Below are 17,485 nucleotides of genomic sequence, written 5' to 3'. Positions count from 1 at the left end.
AAGAGGGGGCGTAACAGCCCTAACGCATTCGCTTGCTCACGAGACTGCTCCCTTGAGGACCAGGACCCCAAAGGCACAAGGGGTCCGCGCTTGCCGTAGACCTCGCTGCCTACGGCCTGGTCTTCACCCGGGGCACCCCGCCACGGACGGAGGGTTGCCGGACAGCGAGCCGGGGCCTAAATCGCTGTCACTCATGACCTTGGGCGAAAGTATGGCACAGCGTGCCGGACCGCCCAACAGCTGTCCGCGATACGGGACGGAAAAGCCACCCCCGTCCCGTAACGCCTCACCTCACCCTGCCGTCAGGCGTTGCTCGCGCTCACCCAGCGGGCCAGCGAGCGCGCCGCCGCGCCCGAGTCGATGGACTCCGCCGCGCGGGCGATGCCCGCCGCCAGCTGGAGTTCCAGCGCGTCGTCGGTCGGGTCCAGGGCCACCAGCGCCGCCGCCGCGTTGAGCAGGACGGCGTCCCGTACGGGCCCGGTCTCGCCGGCCAGCAGCCGGCGGGCGACATCCGCGTTGTACGACGCGTCCGCGCCGCGCAGCGCCTCGACCGGGACGAGGGACAGCCCGACGTCGCGCGGGTCGAAGGCCTGCTCGGTGACCTTGCCGTCCCGGACGACCCAGACCCGGGAGGTGGCCGTGGTGGTCAGCTCGTCGAGTCCGTCGTCGCCCCGGAAGACCAGCGCGGACGAGCCCCGCTCGGCCAGCACCCCGGCGACGATCGGCGCCATCCGGGCATCGGCGACACCGGTCGCCTGGGACCGTACCCGGGCGGGATTGGTCAGCGGGCCAAGGAAGTTGAAGACCGTACGGATGCCCAGCTCGCCGCGCGCGGCCCCCACATGGCGCAGGGCGGGGTGGAACTTCACCGCGAAGCAGAAGGTGATGCCCGCCTCCTCGGCGACCTCGGCCACCCGCTCCGGGGTCAGCTCCAGATTGACGCCGAGCTTCGCCAGTACGTCGGAGGCCCCGCTCGCCGAGGACGCGGCGCGGCTGCCGTGCTTGACGACCTTCGCGCCGGTGCCCGCGACGACGATCGAGGACATGGTGGAGATATTGACGGTCTTGGCGCCGTCGCCGCCGGTGCCGACGACATCGACGGTCCGGCCGGGAACCTCTATCAGCCGGGCGTGCCCGTACATCGCCCGGACCAGACCGCTGATCTCCTCGACGGTCTCGCCCTTGGCCCGCAGCGCCACCGCGAACCCGGCGATCTGCGCGTCGGTGGCCTCGCCGCTCATCATCCGGTCCATCGCCCAGGCGGTCGCGCCGGCGCTCAGATCGGCACCGTCCAGCAGGGCGTTCAGCACACCCGGCCAGGTGCGGTCCGCCACGGGGTCGCCTCCGACGGGGGTAACAGCGCTCATCGCTCGCTCCTGGTCTCCGGGACGGGTACGCGGGCCCGCGAGGACCCGGGGCCAGCCTATCGGCGTACGCCCGGCACGTAAGACGCCTGCCCGCACTCCGGACGGAGATCAAGCGGACGCGTACCGGAAACGCCGAGGGCCCCGGCCGGTTCCCTCGCGGGAGACCGGGCCGGGGCCCTCGGTGGTGGCGACCTCGGTGAGGCCGGGTGGGATCAGTGGTGGCCGTGGCCGCTCTGGATCTCCTGGAACTCCTCGGCGGTGGGCTTGGGCAGCTGGTTCCCCTCGCCGTAGAAGCCCTTGCTGAGCTTGACCCGGACCTTCTCGACGGGCGAGACCTTGCGCTCGACACCGTTCTCGTCGACCGTCGGGCCCAGCTCGGCCGGCTTGTACTGCTCGTGCGCGGTGAGCGTGTGCAGCGCGCCCTGGTCCAGCGGGGTGTGCACCTCGATGAACTCACCGTGCGGCAGTCGCTTGATGATCCCGGACTCGCGGCCGTGCAGCACCTTGTCCGCGTCGCGCCGCTGGAGGCCGATGCAGATCCGCTTGGTGATGATGAAGGTGACGACCGGCGCGACGAAGAACGCGATCCGGACGAACCAGGTGATCGTGTTGATCGACAGATGGAAGTGGGTCGCCCAGAGGTCGTTCCCACCGCCCGCCAGCAGGATGAAGTACCAGACCAGCCAGGCCACACCGAACGCCGTACGGGTCGGCGCGTTGCGCGGGCGGTCCAGGATGTGGTGCTCGCGCTTGTCGCCGGTGACCCAGGACTCGATGAACGGATAGACCGCGATCGCGCCGAGGACCACACCGAGCAGCATCAGCGGGATGAAGACCCCGAGGACGAGCGTGTGTCCGGCGAAGTTGATCTCCCAGCCGGGCATCGCCCGGATGAGACCTTCGGGCGCTCCCATGTACCAGTCGGGCTGGGCGCCGGTGGAGACCTGGTCGGGACGGTACGGGCCGAGCGCCCAGATCGGGTTGATCGTGGCGATCGCGGCGACGACCGAGATCACACCGAAGACCAGGAAGAAGAAGCCTCCGGCCTTCGCCATGTAGACCGGCAGCAGCGGCATGCCCACGACGTTGTTGTTCGTACGGCCGGGGCCCGCGAACTGCGTGTGCTTGTGGTAGAAGACCAGGATCAGGTGGGCCACCACAAGACCGAGCATGATGCCGGGCAGCAGCAGGATGTGCACCGAGTAGAACCGGGCCACGAAGTCGCCGCCGGGGAACTCCCCGCCGAACAGGAACATCGAGATGTACGTACCGACGATCGGTACGGACAGGATCGCGCCCTGGGTGAACCGCACACCGGTGCCGGACAGCAGGTCGTCGGGGAGCGAGTAACCGGTGAACCCGGTGAACATGCCCAGGACGAACAGCAGGAAGCCGAACAGCCAGTTGACCTCGCGCGGCTTGCGGAACGCGCCCGTGAAGAAGACGCGCATCATGTGGACCATCATGGCGGCGAGGAAGATCAGCGCCGCCCAGTGGTGGATCTGCCGGATCAGCAGACCACCGCGGATGTCGAAGCTGATGTTCAGCGTGGAGGCGTACGCCTCCGACATCAGCACACCCTGCATGGGGATGTAACTGCCGTGGTACTCCACCTCGTTCATCGACGGGTGGAAGAACAGCGTCAGATACACACCCGTGAGGATGATGATGATGAAGCTGTAGAGGCAGATCTCCCCGAGCATGAAGGACCAGTGGTCCGGGAAGATCTTCCGCATGTTGGCCTTGGCGAGGGAGTAGATCCCCAGCCGGCCGTCCGCCCAGTCGGCGACCCGCTCACCGGCGGGCGCCTTGCGGCTTTTCTCGTCTGTGGCCGTCGTGGTACTCATCCGCGCTCCCAGAAGGCAGGACCGACGGGCTCGTCGAAGTCGCCGAGCGCCTCGAGGTTTCCGTCCGCGTTCACACCGATCCGCAGCTGCGGGAGGGCGTGGCCGGCCGGTCCGAAGATGACGCGGGCGCCGTCGGTGAGATCGAAGGTGGACTGGTGGCACGGGCAGAGAACGTGGTGCGTCTGCTGCTCGTACAGGCTGATCGGGCAGCCGACATGGGTGCAGATCTTCGAGAAGGCCACGATCCCCTGGTGGGACCACTCCAGCTCGCGCTTGTCCTTGATCTCGTCCGGCTGAATCCGGACGATCATCAGCGCGGCCTTGGCGATCTCGGTCTGGAAGTGCTCGTCGTGCTCGCTCAGACCCTCGGGCATCGCGAACGTCAGCGAGCCGATGACGACGTCCTCGGGACGCAGCGGCTCGTTGGTGTTCATGTTGATGAGCTGCTTGCCCTTGGCCCACAGCGTCGACCTGAGCTTCTTCTCCGGCAGCGGCCCCAGGTCGCGCAGGAGCACCACGCCGGAGAGCGGCACCAGGGCCAGCGCGCCGAACATCGTGTTGCGGATCAGCTTGCGCCGGCCGAAGCCGGACTCGGCCGCGCCCGCCGCGAAGTCCTCCATAACCTTCTGCTTGACCTCGGGCGACGCCTCGATCGGGTGGCGCTCGTCGGCCACCTCGACGTCCGACATCAGCGTACGGGCCCAGTGGACCGCGCCCGCGCCGATGCAGAACAGCGCCACGCCCAGCGTCAGCCCCAGCGAGAAGTGCAGGATGCTGACGTGGCCGAACGGGAAGATGAAGACGTTCTTGTCGACCGGGAACGCCACGAACGAGGCGATGAACGCCACCGTCGCGGCCATCGACAGCAGGAACAGGAAGGCGACCGCGCGCTCGGACCGCTTGGCCGCCCGCTCGTCGATGTCCTGGATGCGCGGCTGGTGCGCCGGCAGCCCGGGATCCGCGAACGGATCGTCCTTGACCACCACCGCGCCGTGCGCGGTGTCCTGCTCTCTCGGCAGGTTTTTCTCTGAGATCTCTTCTTGGCTACTCATGACTTCTTGGCCTTAGCGGTGTGGGCCGCGACCCAGACGGCAACTGCGATCAATGCGCCCAGACCGAAGATCCAGGCGAACAGCCCTTCGCTGACCGGGCCGAGGCCGCCCAGCGACAGACCGCCGGGGCTGGGGGTTTCGTCCCCGTTCACCGCCTTGATGTAGGCGATGATGTCCTTCTTCTGCTGCTCCGGCATCGTGGTGTCGGGGAAGGAAGGCATGTTCTGCGGGCCGGTCTGCATGGCCTCGTAGATGTGCTTCGGGTCCACGCCCTCAAGGCTGGGGGCGGACTTGCCGTGTGTCAGCGCGCCGCCCTCACCCGTGAAGTTGTGGCACTGGGCACAGTTCGTACGGAACAGCTCACCACCGGCGGCGGCGTTGGCGTCGGTGCTGTTGTACTGCTCCTTGGTCGGCGTGATCGGACCGGCGCCGAGGGACGCGACGTACGCGGCCAGCTGGTCGATCTGCGCCTGGGAGTAGATGACCTTCTTCTTCGGTACCTGCGCGCCGGGCTGCTGGGCCGGCATGCGGCCGGTACCGACCTGGAAGTCCACGGCGGCCGAGCCGACGCCGACCAGGCTCGGACCGTCAGAGGAACCCTGACCGCCGGTGCCGTGGCAGCTGGCGCAGCCGACCGAGTAGAGCTTCTTGCCCTCCTCGATGGCGAGGGACTGGGAGGTTTCGTCAGCCTGCGCCTTGCCCGCGGGCGCGAACGCGGTGTACAGCCCCCCGGTGGCCGCCAGCGCGAGGAGTAGGACGACGAACGCCGCCAGCGGATGGCGTCGTCGTGCGGAGAGCTTTTTCACGGATTACCCCGGTGTCAGGATCTTCAGCGTCGGTGCTTCTGGACTGTGTGCGCGCCGGGCGCGTGCCCGGGCTACTTGATCAAGTAGATCGTGGCGAAAAGGCCGATCCAGACAACATCGACGAAGTGCCAGTAATAGGACACGACGATGGCCGCGGTCGCCTGCTCGTGGGTGAACCTCTTGGCCGCGTAGGTCCTGCCCAGCACGAACAGGAACGCGATCAGACCCCCCGTCACGTGCATGCCGTGGAAGCCGGTGGTCAGGTAGAACACCGAGCCGTACGGGTCGGAGGAGAGCGAGATGCCGTCCACCTTGACGAGTTCGGTGTACTCGTAGACCTGCCCGCCGATGAAGATCGCGCCCATCACGAACGTGACCACGAACCAGGTTCGCAGCTTCTTCACGTCTCCCCGCTCGGCGGCGAAGACACCCAGCTGGCAGGTCAGCGAGGAGAGCACCAGGATGGTGGTGTTCGTCAACGAGAACGGGACGTTCAGGGCATGAGCCATTTCCTTCCAGTGCTCTGCGCCCATCACCGACCGCAGGGTGAAGTACATCGCGAAGAGGGCCGCGAAGAACATCAGCTCGGAACTCAGCCAAATGATGGTTCCGACGCTGGTGAGGTTCGGTCGATTGACCGACGGGTGCGCGTGCCCGGTTTCTACTGTCGTTGCTGTCGCCACGACCGACATTATGTCGGTCCCTTATCCCGCGCTGACTCCCGGGGTGCCGTTCGGTGTGTCCATGGGGCGTGTGCAGCTCGAACGGCCCAGCGAAGGGCTGTTCTTACCCGTGCTGACACGGTGTCCGACGGAGTACGATCCGCGCATCGGTTCAGGGCCTGTGGAGCCCTGGAGCCCTCGCAGACACTGATGTCACGGAGGAACCAATGCAGCCGACCGCCACGGTGCTGGTCTACAGCGACAACGCGAACACCCGCGAGCAGGTCCGGCTGGCGGCGGGCCGTCGCCCGGCCGCCGATGTACCGCCGGTCGAGTTCCTCGAATGCGCCACCCTGCCCGCCGTGCTGGAGCGGCTGGACCGGGGTGGCGTCGACGTCTGCGTACTGGACGGCGAGACGGCCCCCGCGGGCGGCATGGGCGTCTGCCGGCAGATCAAGGACGAGATCTTCGACTGCCCGCCCGTGCTGCTGCTGATGGGCCGCCCGCAGGACGCCTGGCTGGCCACCTGGAGCCGCGCGGACACCGCGGTGACCCTGCCGGTCGAGCCGGTCGGCTTCGCGGACGCGCTGGCCTCCCTGCTCCGTACCCGGCTCGCCGTCGGCGCCTGAGGCCGGGCCGCCGCCGGGCCGCCCGTAGCGGCCCGGCGCCGCCGTACCCGAGCCCGCGCCGCCCGTCAGACCTGGGGACGCAGCCGGGCCGCGTCGGACGGGCTGCTGCCGTCCCTGACACCGGCCTGGACGACGCTGCCCTTGCGCCAGTCCGACCAGTCCAGGTTCCAGTCGCCGAAGCCGTTGCCGAACTCCTCCATGTCATCACCGATGCTGTTGATGACCTGGACGATGTCGCCCTCCTCGACGATCTCGAAGAACCACGCCGCGTTGGCGGTGGACATCCCGGTGCAGCCGTGGCTGACGTTCGCCGACCCCTGCTGCCCCACGGACCACGGCGCGGCGTGTACGTACTCCCCGCTCCAGGTCACCCGGGTGGCCCAGTAGACCGGCAGGTCGTACCCCTCGCTGCCGCCGATGCCGACGCTCGTGCCGCGCATCCGTACGAAACTCTCCTTGCCGAGCACGACCTTGATGCCGTTGCGGGTGGAGAAGCCGGGCTTTCCGGTGGTCACCGGGATGGTGTTGAGCCATTCGTCGTTGCGGTACACCGTCATCGTGTGCGCCGAGGCGTCGACGATGGCCTCCAGCTTGTTGCCGATCTTCAGGGTGAGCGGCTGCACGGCGCCGCCGTACAGCTTGTCGCTGACTTTCACCCCTTCGAGGCTGCTGGAGACGGTGACGGTGGAGTTCGCGGGCCAGAACTCCTTGGGCCGGTAGTGCAGCTCCGTGTCGTCCACCCAGTGCCAGGTGCCCTCCTCGGCGCCCGGCGCGCGGACCTTGAGGGAGCGCTCGACGACGTCCCGGGCCGCCTTGGACTTGATGGGCTCGCTGAGGGTGGCGGTGAGGGGCTGCCCCACCCCGTACGAGCCCTCCTCCGGGCCGAACTCGACCGTCAGCTTCTTCTTGGCGGCGGCGGTGTCGAAGGTGAGGACGCGGTTGCCGGGCGCCCCCTCCTTGTTCTCGGTGGCGACCTTGACCGTGTAGCGGGCGCCGGCCGCCAGCGGGGCCGTGGAGTGCCAGCGCATGCCGTCGGCGGTGAGCTCGCCCGCCAGGTAGTGACCGCCGACGTCGACCGCGGTGACGTCCGTGATCCGGCTGTCGCGGTTCTTGGCGGTGATCTCCAGGGGCTTGTCCGGGTTGGCCTTGACGCTGCCCTCGGGCGCGCTGAAGGCGATCTGCCCGGTGGCGTTGTACGGCTTGGTGGAGAGCGGGTGGGGGTCGTTGCTGCTGCCGCACGCGGTCGCGCTCGCCCCGAGGGACACGACCAGCAGGGTGCAGCTCAGGACGGTACGCAGACGTGGCGAGTGGGTCATGGATCACACCGTATGAAGATTCCTCGGCGTGGGCGCGACGAGTGACGCAAACGGGGGGCCCGGACACTCCGCGGTGGAGTGTCCGGGCCCCCCGGACGGGCGCGCCGACGGATCGGCGGGCCCGGTGACGCGCGTCCTACTGGGTGCGGCTCTCGCCGCGGTAGTACTCGAAGACCCAGCCCCAGAGGCCGATCAGCAGCATCGGCGCCGAGAAGTACGCCAGCCACCAGCCGACCGCCACGCTCAGGAAGAGCAGCGCGCCGCCGATCGCGAGCGAGAGCGGCTGCCAGCTGTGCGGGGAGAAGAACCCGACCTCACCGGACTCGTCCGCGACATCGGCTTCCTTGTTGTCCTGGGCGAGCGAGTCCATCCGGCGGGCCGTGAAGGCCAGATAGAACCCGATCATGATGCTCAGGCCGAAGGCCAGGAAGAGCCCCGTGGTCCCGACCGGCTCCTTCGACCAGACGCCGTACACGATGGCGACGGCCAGGATGAAGAAGCTCAGCCAGATGAACATCCTGCCTTGGATCTTCACTTACCGGCCTCCTTGCCATCGGTGAGGGCACCGGAGCCGGCACCGTGACCGGCGTGCTCCAGCTGCTCCAGGGCGACGATCTCCGGGTGGTGCAGATCGAACGCCGGCGATTCGGAACGAATACGCGGCAGGGTGACGAAGTTATGCCGCGGCGGCGGGCACGAAGTCGCCCATTCGAGGGAACGGCCATAGCCCCACGGGTCGTCGACCTCGACCTTCTTGCCGTACTTGGCGGTCTTCCAGACGTTGTAGAAGAACGGCAGGATCGACAGACCGAGCACGAAAGAGCTGATCGTGGAGATGGTGTTCAGCGCGGTGAATCCGTCGGCGGCGAGATAGTCCGCGTAACGGCGCGGCATACCCTCGGCGCCCAGCCAGTGCTGCACCAGGAATGTGCCGTGGAAACCGATGAACAGCGTCCAGAACGTAATCTTCCCGAGCCGCTCGTCCAGCATCTTGCCGGTGAACTTCGGCCACCAGAAGTGGAATCCGGCGAACATCGCGAACACCACGGTGCCGAACACCACGTAGTGGAAGTGCGCCACCACGAAGTACGAGTCCGAGACGTGGAAGTCCATCGGCGGCGACGCCAGGATGACCCCGGTCAGACCACCGAAGAGGAACGTCACCAGGAAGCCGACGGTCCAGAGCATCGGCGTCTCGAAGGAGAGCGAGCCCTTCCACATCGTGCCGATCCAGTTGAAGAACTTCACCCCGGTCGGTACGGCGATCAGGAACGTCATGAACGAGAAGAACGGCAGCAGCACACCGCCGGTCACGTACATGTGGTGCGCCCACACCGTCACCGAGAGACCGGCGATGGAGATCGTCGCGGCGACCAGACCGATGTAACCGAACATCGGCTTGCGGCTGAAGACCGGGATCACTTCGGAGACGATCCCGAAGAACGGCAAGGCGATGATGTACACCTCTGGATGCCCGAAGAACCAGAAGAGGTGCTGCCAGAGCAACGCGCCGCCGTTGGCCGCGTCGAAGATATGGGCACCGAACTTACGGTCCGCCTCCAGGGCGAACAGCGCGGCTGCCAGCACCGGGAAGGCCAGCAGGACCAGCACACCGGTCAGCAGGACGTTCCACGTGAAGATCGGCATCCGGAACATCGTCATGCCGGGCGCGCGCATGCAGATGATCGTGGTGATGAAGTTGACCGAGCCGAGGATCGTACCGAAGCCGGAGAACGCCAGACCCATGATCCACAGGTCCGCGCCGATGCCCGGCGAGCGGACCGCGTCGGAGAGCGGCGAGTACGCGAACCAGCCGAAGTCGGCCGCGCCCTGCGGGGTGATGAACCCGCTCACCGCGATCAGCGAGCCGAAGAGGTACAGCCAGTAGGCGAACATGTTCAGCCGCGGGAACGCCACGTCGGGCGCGCCGATCTGGAGCGGCATGATCCAGTTCGCGAAACCGGCGAACAGCGGAGTGGCGAACATCAGCAGCATGACCGTGCCATGCATCGTGAACGCCTGGTTGAACTGCTCGTTCGACATGATCTGCGTGCCGGGGCGGGCCAGCTCGGCGCGCATCAGCAGCGCCATCACCCCGCCGATGCAGAAGAACGCGAACGACGTGACCAGGTACATCGTGCCGATCGTCTTGTGGTCCGTGGTGGTCAGCCACTTGATGACGACGTTGCCCGGCTGCTTGCGCCGTACCGGCAGCTCGTTCTCGTAGGAGTCCTCGGCTGCCGCGGCGACACCCTGAGGTTCGTTGAGGATGCTCACAGTTTGTTCGTCTCCGCGTTCTTGGCCGGATCCGTCTGGGCGATGCCCGCCGGAATGTAGCCGCTCTGGCCCTTCTGGGCCAGCTCCTCAAGGTGCTTCTGGTAGCGCTCCGGGGAGACCACCTTGACGTTGAAGAGCATCCGCGAGTGGTCCGCGCCGCACAGCTCGGCGCACTTGCCCATGAAGGTGCCCTCCTGGTTGGGGGTCACCTCGAAGGCGTTGGTGTGGCCCGGGATGACGTCCTGCTTCATCAGGAACGGCACCACCCAGAAGGAGTGGATGACGTCACGCGAGGTGAGGATGAACCGGACCTTCTCCCCCTTGGGGAGCCACAGGGTCGGACCCGGGTTGCCGTTCTGCGGATTACGGGTGCCGGGCACGCCGTAGTCGTAGACGCCCTCGGCGTGCTGGGGGAAAGCCTTCACGAACCGGTCCGGGATGGCGTCGAGTTCCTTGGGGAGCTCGTTGCCGGTGGTGCTCTTCCCGTCCACGTTCTCGATGTAGTTGAAGCCCCAGCTCCACTGGTAGCCGACCACGTTGATCGTGTGGGTCGGCTTCGCGGTGAGCGCGAGGAGCTTCGACTCGTCACGCGCGGTGAAGTAGAAGAGCACCGAGACGATGATGAGCGGGACCACGGTGTACAGCGCCTCGATGGGCATGTTGTACCGGGTCTGTGGGGGGACCTCCACCTTGGTGCGGCTGCGCCGGTGGAAGAAGACACTCCACAGGATCAGACCCCATACCAGTACGCCCGTGATGAGCGCTGCCGCCCACGAGCCCTGCCAGAGGGAGAGGATCCGTGGAGCCTCCTCCGTCACCGGGGTGGGCATTCCGAGGCGGGGGAAGTCCTTGTATGTGCAACCGGTGGCGGTCGCGAGGATCAGGCCCGCAGTCAGCACCTGCGGCAGCTTCCGCCGCATCGGGCGCCGCGACGAGCGGTCGGAGCCGTTGGGACTCACGTAGCGCCTTCCCGAGAGTCTCGCCCGCGCGGCCGGCTGCGGCCGTCTCCTGGTCGGTCGCCGACCCTGACGCGGGCAGGGGTTTGGATGTTTATGCGGACCAAACCCTACTGGACGCGATTTCAGGTCGTGCGGGGAGGGTGCCCAACGCGCCGCCCGACCCCCGAAGGGATGGACGAGCCCATTCCGCCGCTGGTCCGGCCCCGCCGACCGACCGCGCGGGGCAGACTCCTGACGCTCCCTCCGGGTCCGCGCGTTAGCGTGACGGCGTGCCCTACTTCGACACCGCGTCCTCGGCCCCGCTGCACCCCGTCGCCCGTCAGGCCCTCCAGGCGTCCCTGGACGAGGGGTGGGCGGATCCCGCCCGGCTCTACCGGGAGGGCAGGCGCGCCGGGCTGCTGCTGGACGCGGCCAGGGAGGCCGCCGCCGAGTCCGTGGGCTGCCGCCCCGACGAGCTGGTTTTCACTCCTTCGGGGACGTCGGCGGTGCACTCCGGAATCGCGGGCGCCCTCGCCGGGCGTCGGCGTGTCGGGCTCCATGTGGCCGTATCGGCGGTGGAGCACTCGTCGGTGCTGCACGCGGCGGCGGCCCACGGGCGGGCGACCGGTGGCGCGGTGAGCGAGGTGCCGGTGGACCGGTACGGCGCGGTGGCACCGGCGGCGTACGCGGAGGCGCTGCGCGCGGACACCGCCCTGGCGTGTCTCCAGTCCGCCAACCACGAGGTGGGGACGGAGCAGCCGGTCGCCGAGGTCGCCGAACTCTGCCGCAGCCGGGGCGTTCCGCTGCTGGTGGACGCGGCGCAGTCGCTGGGCTGGGGCCCGGTGGAGGGCGCCTGGTCGCTGCTGGCCGCGAGCGCGCACAAGTGGGGCGGCCCGGCGGGCGTCGGGCTGCTGGCCGTACGCAAGGGCGTGCGGTTCGCCCCGCAGGGACCGGCCGACGAGCGGGAGTCGGGCCGTACCCCCGGCTTCGAGAACATCCCGGCGATCGTGGCCGCCGCCGCGTCGCTGCGGGCGGTACGGGCGGAGGCGGCGGCCGAGGCACTGCGGCTGCGGGCCCTGGTCGACCGGATCAGGGCCAGCGTGCCCGAGCTGGTGCCGGAGGTCGAGGTGGTGGGCGATCCGGTGCGCCGGCTCCCCCATCTCGTCACGTTCTCGTGCCTCTACGTGGACGGGGAGGCGCTGCTGCACGAGCTGGACCGGGCGGACTTCTCGGTCTCCTCCGGCTCGTCCTGCACGAGCAGCACCCTGACGCCCAGTCATGTGCTGCGGGCGATGGGGGTGCTCTCGGAGGGCAATGTCAGGGTCTCGCTGCCGCCGGGCACGCCGGAGGCGGACGTGGACCGCTTCCTGGAGGTGCTGCCGGGCGTGGTGGCGGGGGTACGGGAGCGGCTGGGCGCGCCGGCGGCGGGCGGGGCGGCGGTGTCCGGGCCGGTGGCGGCGGCGGATGGGGCGGCGGCGGATGGGGCGGCCGAGGCGGAGGAGCTGGTGGTGGACGCGCTGGGGCGGCGCTGTCCGATCCCGGTGATCGAGCTGGCGAAGATCTTCGGCGAGGTGCCGGTGGGCGGCACGGTGACGGTGCTCTCGGACGACGCCGCCGCCCGGCTGGACATCCCCGCGTGGTGCGAGATGCGCGGCCAGGAGTACGTGGGCGAGCGGCCGGCGGACCACGGCGACGGGGGCGCGGTCGCGTACGTGGTCCGCCGGTTGTCGTAGGGCTGCTGCCGTAGGGCTGTTGCGTGGGGCGGTTGCCGTGGGGCGGGGGTCAGACGGCCGTCTCGGGCAGGTGGCCGTGGACCTCGGCCGCCGCGTCGTGCCCGTACTGCTTGGTGAAGCGCTCCATGAAGTGGGTCCGGTGCAGGGTGTACTCCTGGGTGCCGACCGTCTCGATGACGAGCGTCGCGAGCATGCAGCCGACCTGCGCGGCGCGCTCCAGGCCGACGCCCCAGGCGAGCCCGGAGAGGAAGCCCGCGCGGAACGCGTCGCCGACGCCGGTCGGGTCGGCCTTGGCGTTCTCCTCCGGGCAGCCGACCACGATCGGCTCCTCGCCGACGCGGTCGATCCGGACGCCGTTCTTGCCGAGGGTGGTGACGCGGTGGCCGACCCGGGACAGGATCTCGGCGTCGGTCCAGCCGGTCTTGGACTCGATGAGCCCCTTCTCGTACTCGTTGGAGAAGAGATACGTCGCACCGTCGAGCAGGATGCGGATCTCCTGGCCGTCCATGCGCGCGATCTGCTGCGAGAAGTCGGCGGCGAACGGGATGCCGCGGGCCCGGCACTCCTCCGTGTGGCGGAGCATGCCCTCGGGGTCGTCCGCGCCGATCAGCACCAGGTCGAGCCCGCCGACGCGGTCCGCGACCTTCTTCAGCTCGATCTGCCGGGCCTCGCTCATGGCGCCCGCGTAGAAGGAGCCGATCTGGTTGTGGTCGGCGTCCGTCGTACAGACGAAGCGGGCCGTGTGGAGCACCTCGGAGATCCGGACGGACTCGGTGTCGACGCCGTGCCGGTCCAGCCAGGCGCGGTACTCGTCGAAGTCCTGGCCTGCCGCGCCGACCAGCAGCGGCCGGGTGCCCAGCTGGCCCATGCCGAAGCAGATGTTCGCGCCGACACCGCCCCGTCGCACCTCTAGGTTGTCGACCAGGAAGGAGAGGGAGACCGTGTGCAGCTGATCGGCGACCAGCTGGTCGGCGAAACGGCCGGGAAAGGTCATCAGATGGTCGGTTGCGATGGAGCCGGTGACTGCGATTCGCACGGCGTGAACGCTCCTGGTGAGGAGAACGGTTGACAGTTCACGCTACCCGTTCGGGAACCGGGTCCCTCCTCTTTCCGTCAAACGGTTGTTCCCCCATAGGGAGGGATACGGGAAACCATGGAGATACGCAGGGTGCCGCATCCGTTACGCTCCGCGTTATCCATGGGGGCATCGATGGCACTGAGCAGTGACCCGAGCATTGACACGCAGCCGAAGGAGCAGCGGTGACCAGCACCGAGCGGCCGAACGAGAGCCCAGCAGATACCGCGGGCGAAAGCGGGAGCGCCGCCGGCCGTTGGCGGCCCCGGCGGCCCCGGGTCGCGGTCGCCACGGTGGCGGCGGCGGTTCTGATGGCCGGGGGCGGGGGCGCGTACTTCGCGACGAACGCCTTCGGTGGCAGCAGCGGCACGGAGGGCGCCAAGGGCATGGGTACGGGTACGGGTACGGGCACGGGTACGGAGGCCGGCGGTTCGGGTGGCAGCGGCAAGGACGGCGACGGCGGGCCGCCCCTGCTGACGCTCGACGACGCGGTCGCCCCGCCGAAGGGCGCGCCGGGCGCTCCGGGCTCCCCGGCCTCGTCGGTCGGCTCCTCGGACCCGTCGGCGCCGCAGGGCATCGCGGTGGGCGAGCCCGACCCGGGCGGGGTCACGTACCGCGCCAAGGGCAAGCTGCCCGACGGCCCGGACTCGGCGCGTGTCTACCGTACGAGCGGCGAGGTCACCGCGGCCGATGTGGCGCGGCTGGCGAAGGCGCTGGGGCTGACGGGGACGCCGAAGCAGGACGGGGCGGCCTGGAAGATCGGTCCGGACAAGGACGGCTCGGGCCCGGTGCTGAATGTCGCGAAGCAGGCGCCGGGGACCTGGACCTACGCACAGACCGCGCGGTCGGGCAGCGACAACTGCCTGAAGGGCAAGGCGTGTCCGGACAGCGGATCGCGCGCGAGCGAGGTCGGCGGCTCGGGCGGCAGCGCGGGCGGGAGCGCGGGTTCGGCGGTCAGTGAGGCGGCGGCCAAGAAGGCGGCGGCGCCGGTGCTCAAGGCGCTCGGCCAGGCCGACGCGGACCTGGACGCCAAGCAGTTGATGGGCTCGACGCGGGTGGTGAACGCGGACCCGGTGATCGGCGGCCTGCCCACGTACGGCTGGTCGACGGGGATCCAGGTGGGTACGGACGGCCAGGTCATCGGCGGCAGCGGGCAGTTGGCGGAGCCGGTGCGGAGCGACGCGTACCCGGTGATCGGCGCGGACGCGGCCCTCAAGGCGCTGAACAAGGCCGCAGAGGGGGCCGGTACGGGCCGGACCGGCGGCTGTGCGACAGCGGTGCCGCTGGAGGGCGCCAAGGCCGACGACGGCCCCACCGCCCTGTGCGGGCCGTCGAAGCCGCGGACGGCGCGGGCGGTGGAGATCGACAAGGCGGTCTTCGGGCTCGCGGTGCGGTCGGTGGAGGGCCGGGGCACGCTCGTACCGTCCTGGCTGTTCGAGGTGGCCCCGGGCGGCGACGCGCCGTCGTACACGGTCACGCACCCGGCGGTGGCGCCGGAGTACCTGTCGAAGCCGGCGCCCGCGCCCGCCACCTCCTCGGGCGCCATCCGGACGTACACCGTGAACAGCGCGGACGGGGACGGCCGGAAGCTGACGCTCCACTTCATGGGCGGGGTGTGCGCCCGCTACACGCCGCAGGCGGACGAGAGCGGTACGGCGGTGAAGGTGAAGCTGCTGGTGTCGTACCCGGACCCGGACCGGGTGTGCATCGCGCTCGCCAAGGAGCAGTCCGTGACGGTGACGCTGGACAAGCCGCTGGACAAGCGGCCGGTGGTGGACGCGGAGACGGGCGAGAAGATCGCGCGCGGCTGAGCGCGCGGCTGAGCGGACGCGAAGCCGGCTCCGAGCGGACGCCGAGCGCGCGGAAGGCGGCGGTCCCGGGTGGGGCCGCCGCCTTCCGTGTGCTCGGCGTGCGACGCAGGCTGGTGCGATGCAGCTGGTGCCGGTTTAGCTGAAGGAGTCGCCGCAGGCGCAGGAGCCCGACGCGTTCGGGTTGTCGATCGTGAAGCCCTGCTTCTCGATCGTGTCGACGAAGTCGATGGAGGCGCCGCCCAGGTACGGGGCGCTCATCCGGTCGGTGACGACCTTGACGCCGCCGAAGTCCTTCACGACGTCGCCGTCGAGCGAGCGCTCGTCGAAGAAGAGCTGGTAGCGCAGGCCGGAGCAGCCGCCGGGCTGAACCGCGACACGCAGCGCGAGGTCGTCCCGCCCTTCCTGGTCGAGCAGGGCCTTGACCTTGCCGGCGGCAGCGTCGGACAGGAGGATGCCGTCGCTCACGGTGGTGGTCTCGTCCGATACGGACATCTGCTTGTCTCCCGGGTTGTACGGACTGCTTGCGGACACCTTGCCGACAGTGCAACCGGGGCGGCCACGGATTCATTCCGGGGCGCCGGCACCTGCATTCCCGACGTTGCTTTCCCCGTTCATGCTCGCACACCGGCCCTGCCTTCGGAATGCGTCACATCGACGCTATCGGCATCGTCAAAGTGACGTGAACCGGCTATGATAGATAGCGTCATTTAGACGAAAAGGCTGCGTCCTTCGTCCGTAGAGAAGAAAAGGTGCGTGCCGTGACCACCACCCAGTCCGTGGACCTCGATGTCCAGCCGACCCCTCTCGCCCTGCTGCTCCTCGGCCGCGGGGCCGACCCGCGCAGCGAGCGCGGCGTGGAGTGCCCCGGCGACCTGCCCTCCCCGTCGGACCCGGATCTGGTGGCGCGCGCCCGCGCGGCGAAGGAGAAGCTCGGGGACAAGGTCTTCATCCTCGGCCACCACTACCAGCGCGACGAGGTCATCCAGTTCGCGGATGTCACGGGCGACTCCTTCAAGCTGGCGAAGGACGCGGCGGCCCGGCCGGCGGCCGAGTACATCGTCTTCTGCGGTGTCCACTTCATGGCCGAGTCGGCGGACATCCTCACCACCGACGACCAGAAGGTCGTCCTGCCCGACCTGGCCGCCGGCTGCTCCATGGCCGACATGGCCACGGCCGAGCAGGTCGCGGAGTGCTGGGACGTGCTGACCGAGGCCGGCATAGCCGACCGGGTGGTACCCGTCTCGTACATGAACTCGTCCGCCGACATCAAGGCCTTCACCGGCAAGCACGGCGGCACGATCTGTACCTCCTCGAACGCCGATCGCGCCCTGACCTGGGCCTTCGAGCAGGGCGAGCAGGTGCTCTTCCTGCCGGACCAGCACCTGGGGCGCAACACCGCGGTCCGGGACCTGGGGATGTCGCTCGACGACTGCGTCCTCTACAACCCGCACAAGCCGAACGGCGGACTGACCGCGCAGCAGCTGCGCGACGCCAAGATGATCCTGTGGCGCGGCCACTGCTCGGTGCACGGCCGCTTCTCGGTGGAGTCGGTGCGCGAGGTACGGGAGCGGATCCCCGGCGTGAACGTACTGGTGCACCCGGAGTGCAAGAACGAGGTCGTGGCGGCGGCGGACTACGTCGGCTCGACGGAGTACATCATCAAGGCCCTGGAGGCGGCCCCGGCCGGCTCGAAGTGGGCGATCGGCACGGAGCTGAACCTCGTACAGCGCCTGGCAAATCGTTTCGCCCCGGAGGGCAAGGAGATCGTCTTCCTCGACAGGACGGTCTGCTTCTGCTCCACGATGAACCGCATCGACCTGCCGCACCTGGTGTGGACGCTGGAGTCGCTGGCGGAGGGGAACGAGATCAACGTCATCGAGGTCGACAAGGAGACGGCGGACTTCGCGCAGCTGGCGCTGGAGCGGATGCTGGCGCTGCCGTAGCGGGCGCGTGGGTACGGGGGCGCGTGGGT

Annotated in this window: 15 protein-coding genes and 1 riboswitch; of the genes, 4 read left to right on the top strand and 11 right to left on the bottom strand. The window is 69.1% G+C overall.

Annotated elements, in window-relative coordinates:
• Nucleotides 1-81: 81 nt before the first annotated feature.
• A riboswitch (SAM riboswitch) is annotated at nucleotides 82-199 on the bottom strand.
• A gap of 103 nt (nucleotides 200-302) precedes the next feature.
• From trpD to AB0389_RS17550, 5 genes are all read right to left on the bottom strand, one after another.
• A complete protein-coding gene (gene trpD, locus AB0389_RS17570) occupies nucleotides 303-1,367 on the bottom strand; it encodes an anthranilate phosphoribosyltransferase (protein WP_366396291.1) in 1,065 nt (354 codons plus the stop codon).
• A 212-nt stretch (nucleotides 1,368-1,579) separates the two neighbouring features.
• A complete protein-coding gene (locus AB0389_RS17565; protein ID WP_366396290.1) occupies nucleotides 1,580-3,214 on the bottom strand; it encodes a ubiquinol-cytochrome c reductase cytochrome b subunit in 1,635 nt (544 codons plus the stop codon).
• Nucleotides 3,211-4,266 carry a Rieske 2Fe-2S domain-containing protein gene (locus tag AB0389_RS17560; protein ID WP_366396289.1) on the bottom strand — a complete coding sequence of 352 codons (1,056 nt, stop codon included), beginning with the start codon at nucleotides 4,264-4,266 and terminating at the stop codon, nucleotides 3,211-3,213. The genes AB0389_RS17565 and AB0389_RS17560 overlap by 4 nt, the downstream gene beginning before the upstream one ends.
• Complete coding sequence (locus tag AB0389_RS17555; protein ID WP_366396288.1) at nucleotides 4,263-5,072, bottom strand: c-type cytochrome; 810 nt, start codon at nucleotides 5,070-5,072, stop codon at nucleotides 4,263-4,265. The genes AB0389_RS17560 and AB0389_RS17555 overlap by 4 nt, the downstream gene beginning before the upstream one ends.
• A gap of 71 nt (nucleotides 5,073-5,143) precedes the next feature.
• On the bottom strand, nucleotides 5,144-5,764 hold the full coding sequence (locus tag AB0389_RS17550) for a heme-copper oxidase subunit III (RefSeq protein ID WP_366396287.1): 621 nt from the start codon (nucleotides 5,762-5,764) through the stop codon (nucleotides 5,144-5,146).
• A gap of 197 nt (nucleotides 5,765-5,961) precedes the next feature.
• Here AB0389_RS17550 and AB0389_RS17545 point away from each other — a divergent pair, with 197 nt between their 5' ends.
• A complete protein-coding gene (locus tag AB0389_RS17545; protein ID WP_366396286.1) occupies nucleotides 5,962-6,363 on the top strand; it encodes a hypothetical protein in 402 nt (133 codons plus the stop codon).
• Between the two features lie 65 nt (nucleotides 6,364-6,428).
• Here AB0389_RS17545 and AB0389_RS17540 read toward each other — a convergent pair whose 3' ends face one another.
• From AB0389_RS17540 to coxB, 4 genes are all read right to left on the bottom strand, one after another.
• Nucleotides 6,429-7,679 (bottom strand): Ig-like domain-containing protein, encoded by a 1,251-nt coding sequence (locus AB0389_RS17540; RefSeq protein ID WP_366396285.1) that lies wholly within the window; start codon nucleotides 7,677-7,679, stop codon nucleotides 6,429-6,431.
• Between the two features lie 136 nt (nucleotides 7,680-7,815).
• Nucleotides 7,816-8,214: a cytochrome c oxidase subunit 4 gene (locus AB0389_RS17535; protein WP_366396284.1), complete on the bottom strand. Its 399-nt coding sequence runs from the start codon at nucleotides 8,212-8,214 to the stop codon at nucleotides 7,816-7,818.
• Nucleotides 8,211-9,956 (bottom strand): cytochrome c oxidase subunit I, encoded by a 1,746-nt coding sequence (gene ctaD, locus AB0389_RS17530; RefSeq protein ID WP_366396283.1) that lies wholly within the window; start codon nucleotides 9,954-9,956, stop codon nucleotides 8,211-8,213. The genes AB0389_RS17535 and ctaD overlap by 4 nt, the downstream gene beginning before the upstream one ends.
• Entirely contained in the window at nucleotides 9,953-10,915 is a 963-nt protein-coding gene (coxB, locus tag AB0389_RS17525; protein WP_366396282.1) for a cytochrome c oxidase subunit II, read from the bottom strand. Before coxB ends, ctaD begins: the two co-directional genes overlap by 4 nt.
• A gap of 269 nt (nucleotides 10,916-11,184) precedes the next feature.
• On the opposite strand from coxB, the gene AB0389_RS17520 reads away from it, so the two are divergent.
• Entirely contained in the window at nucleotides 11,185-12,627 is a 1,443-nt protein-coding gene (locus tag AB0389_RS17520; protein ID WP_366396281.1) for an aminotransferase class V-fold PLP-dependent enzyme, read from the top strand.
• A gap of 49 nt (nucleotides 12,628-12,676) precedes the next feature.
• Here the strand turns inward: AB0389_RS17520 and AB0389_RS17515 are convergent, their stop codons facing one another.
• The gene (locus tag AB0389_RS17515) at nucleotides 12,677-13,663 is read right to left on the bottom strand and encodes a carbohydrate kinase family protein (RefSeq protein ID WP_366396280.1); all 987 of its coding nucleotides are present in this window, start codon (nucleotides 13,661-13,663) and stop codon (nucleotides 12,677-12,679) included.
• A 224-nt stretch (nucleotides 13,664-13,887) separates the two neighbouring features.
• Between AB0389_RS17515 and AB0389_RS17510 the strand changes: the two genes are divergently transcribed.
• The gene (locus AB0389_RS17510; protein ID WP_366396279.1) at nucleotides 13,888-15,513 is read left to right on the top strand and encodes a hypothetical protein; all 1,626 of its coding nucleotides are present in this window, start codon (nucleotides 13,888-13,890) and stop codon (nucleotides 15,511-15,513) included.
• A gap of 135 nt (nucleotides 15,514-15,648) precedes the next feature.
• Here the strand turns inward: AB0389_RS17510 and AB0389_RS17505 are convergent, their stop codons facing one another.
• Complete coding sequence (locus AB0389_RS17505) at nucleotides 15,649-16,005, bottom strand: iron-sulfur cluster assembly accessory protein (RefSeq protein WP_023542295.1); 357 nt, start codon at nucleotides 16,003-16,005, stop codon at nucleotides 15,649-15,651.
• Nucleotides 16,006-16,271: 266 nt separating this feature from the next.
• Between AB0389_RS17505 and nadA the strand changes: the two genes are divergently transcribed.
• Nucleotides 16,272-17,456 (top strand): quinolinate synthase NadA, encoded by a 1,185-nt coding sequence (gene nadA, locus AB0389_RS17500; protein ID WP_366396278.1) that lies wholly within the window; start codon nucleotides 16,272-16,274, stop codon nucleotides 17,454-17,456.
• Nucleotides 17,457-17,485: the final 29 nt, after the last annotated feature.

This window comes from Streptomyces sp. NPDC093109 (assembly GCF_040701725.1).
In the GTDB taxonomy this organism is placed as follows: domain Bacteria; phylum Actinomycetota; class Actinomycetes; order Streptomycetales; family Streptomycetaceae; genus Streptomyces.
The sequence above is the reverse complement of the archived record's forward strand: the minus strand, read 5'-3'. Positions and strand labels throughout refer to the sequence as shown.

Coding starts and splice junctions, on each gene's coding strand:
- trpD (WP_366396291.1), bottom strand. CDS start 1,367: ATGAGCGCTGTTACCCCCGTCGGAGGCGACCCCGTGGCGGACCGCACC.
- AB0389_RS17565 (WP_366396290.1), bottom strand. CDS start 3,214: ATGAGTACCACGACGGCCACAGACGAGAAAAGCCGCAAGGCGCCCGCC.
- AB0389_RS17560 (WP_366396289.1), bottom strand. CDS start 4,266: ATGAGTAGCCAAGAAGAGATCTCAGAGAAAAACCTGCCGAGAGAGCAG.
- AB0389_RS17550 (WP_366396287.1), bottom strand. CDS start 5,764: ATGTCGGTCGTGGCGACAGCAACGACAGTAGAAACCGGGCACGCGCAC.
- AB0389_RS17545 (WP_366396286.1), top strand. CDS start 5,962: ATGCAGCCGACCGCCACGGTGCTGGTCTACAGCGACAACGCGAACACC.
- AB0389_RS17540 (WP_366396285.1), bottom strand. CDS start 7,679: ATGACCCACTCGCCACGTCTGCGTACCGTCCTGAGCTGCACCCTGCTG.
- AB0389_RS17505 (WP_023542295.1), bottom strand. CDS start 16,005: ATGTCCGTATCGGACGAGACCACCACCGTGAGCGACGGCATCCTCCTG.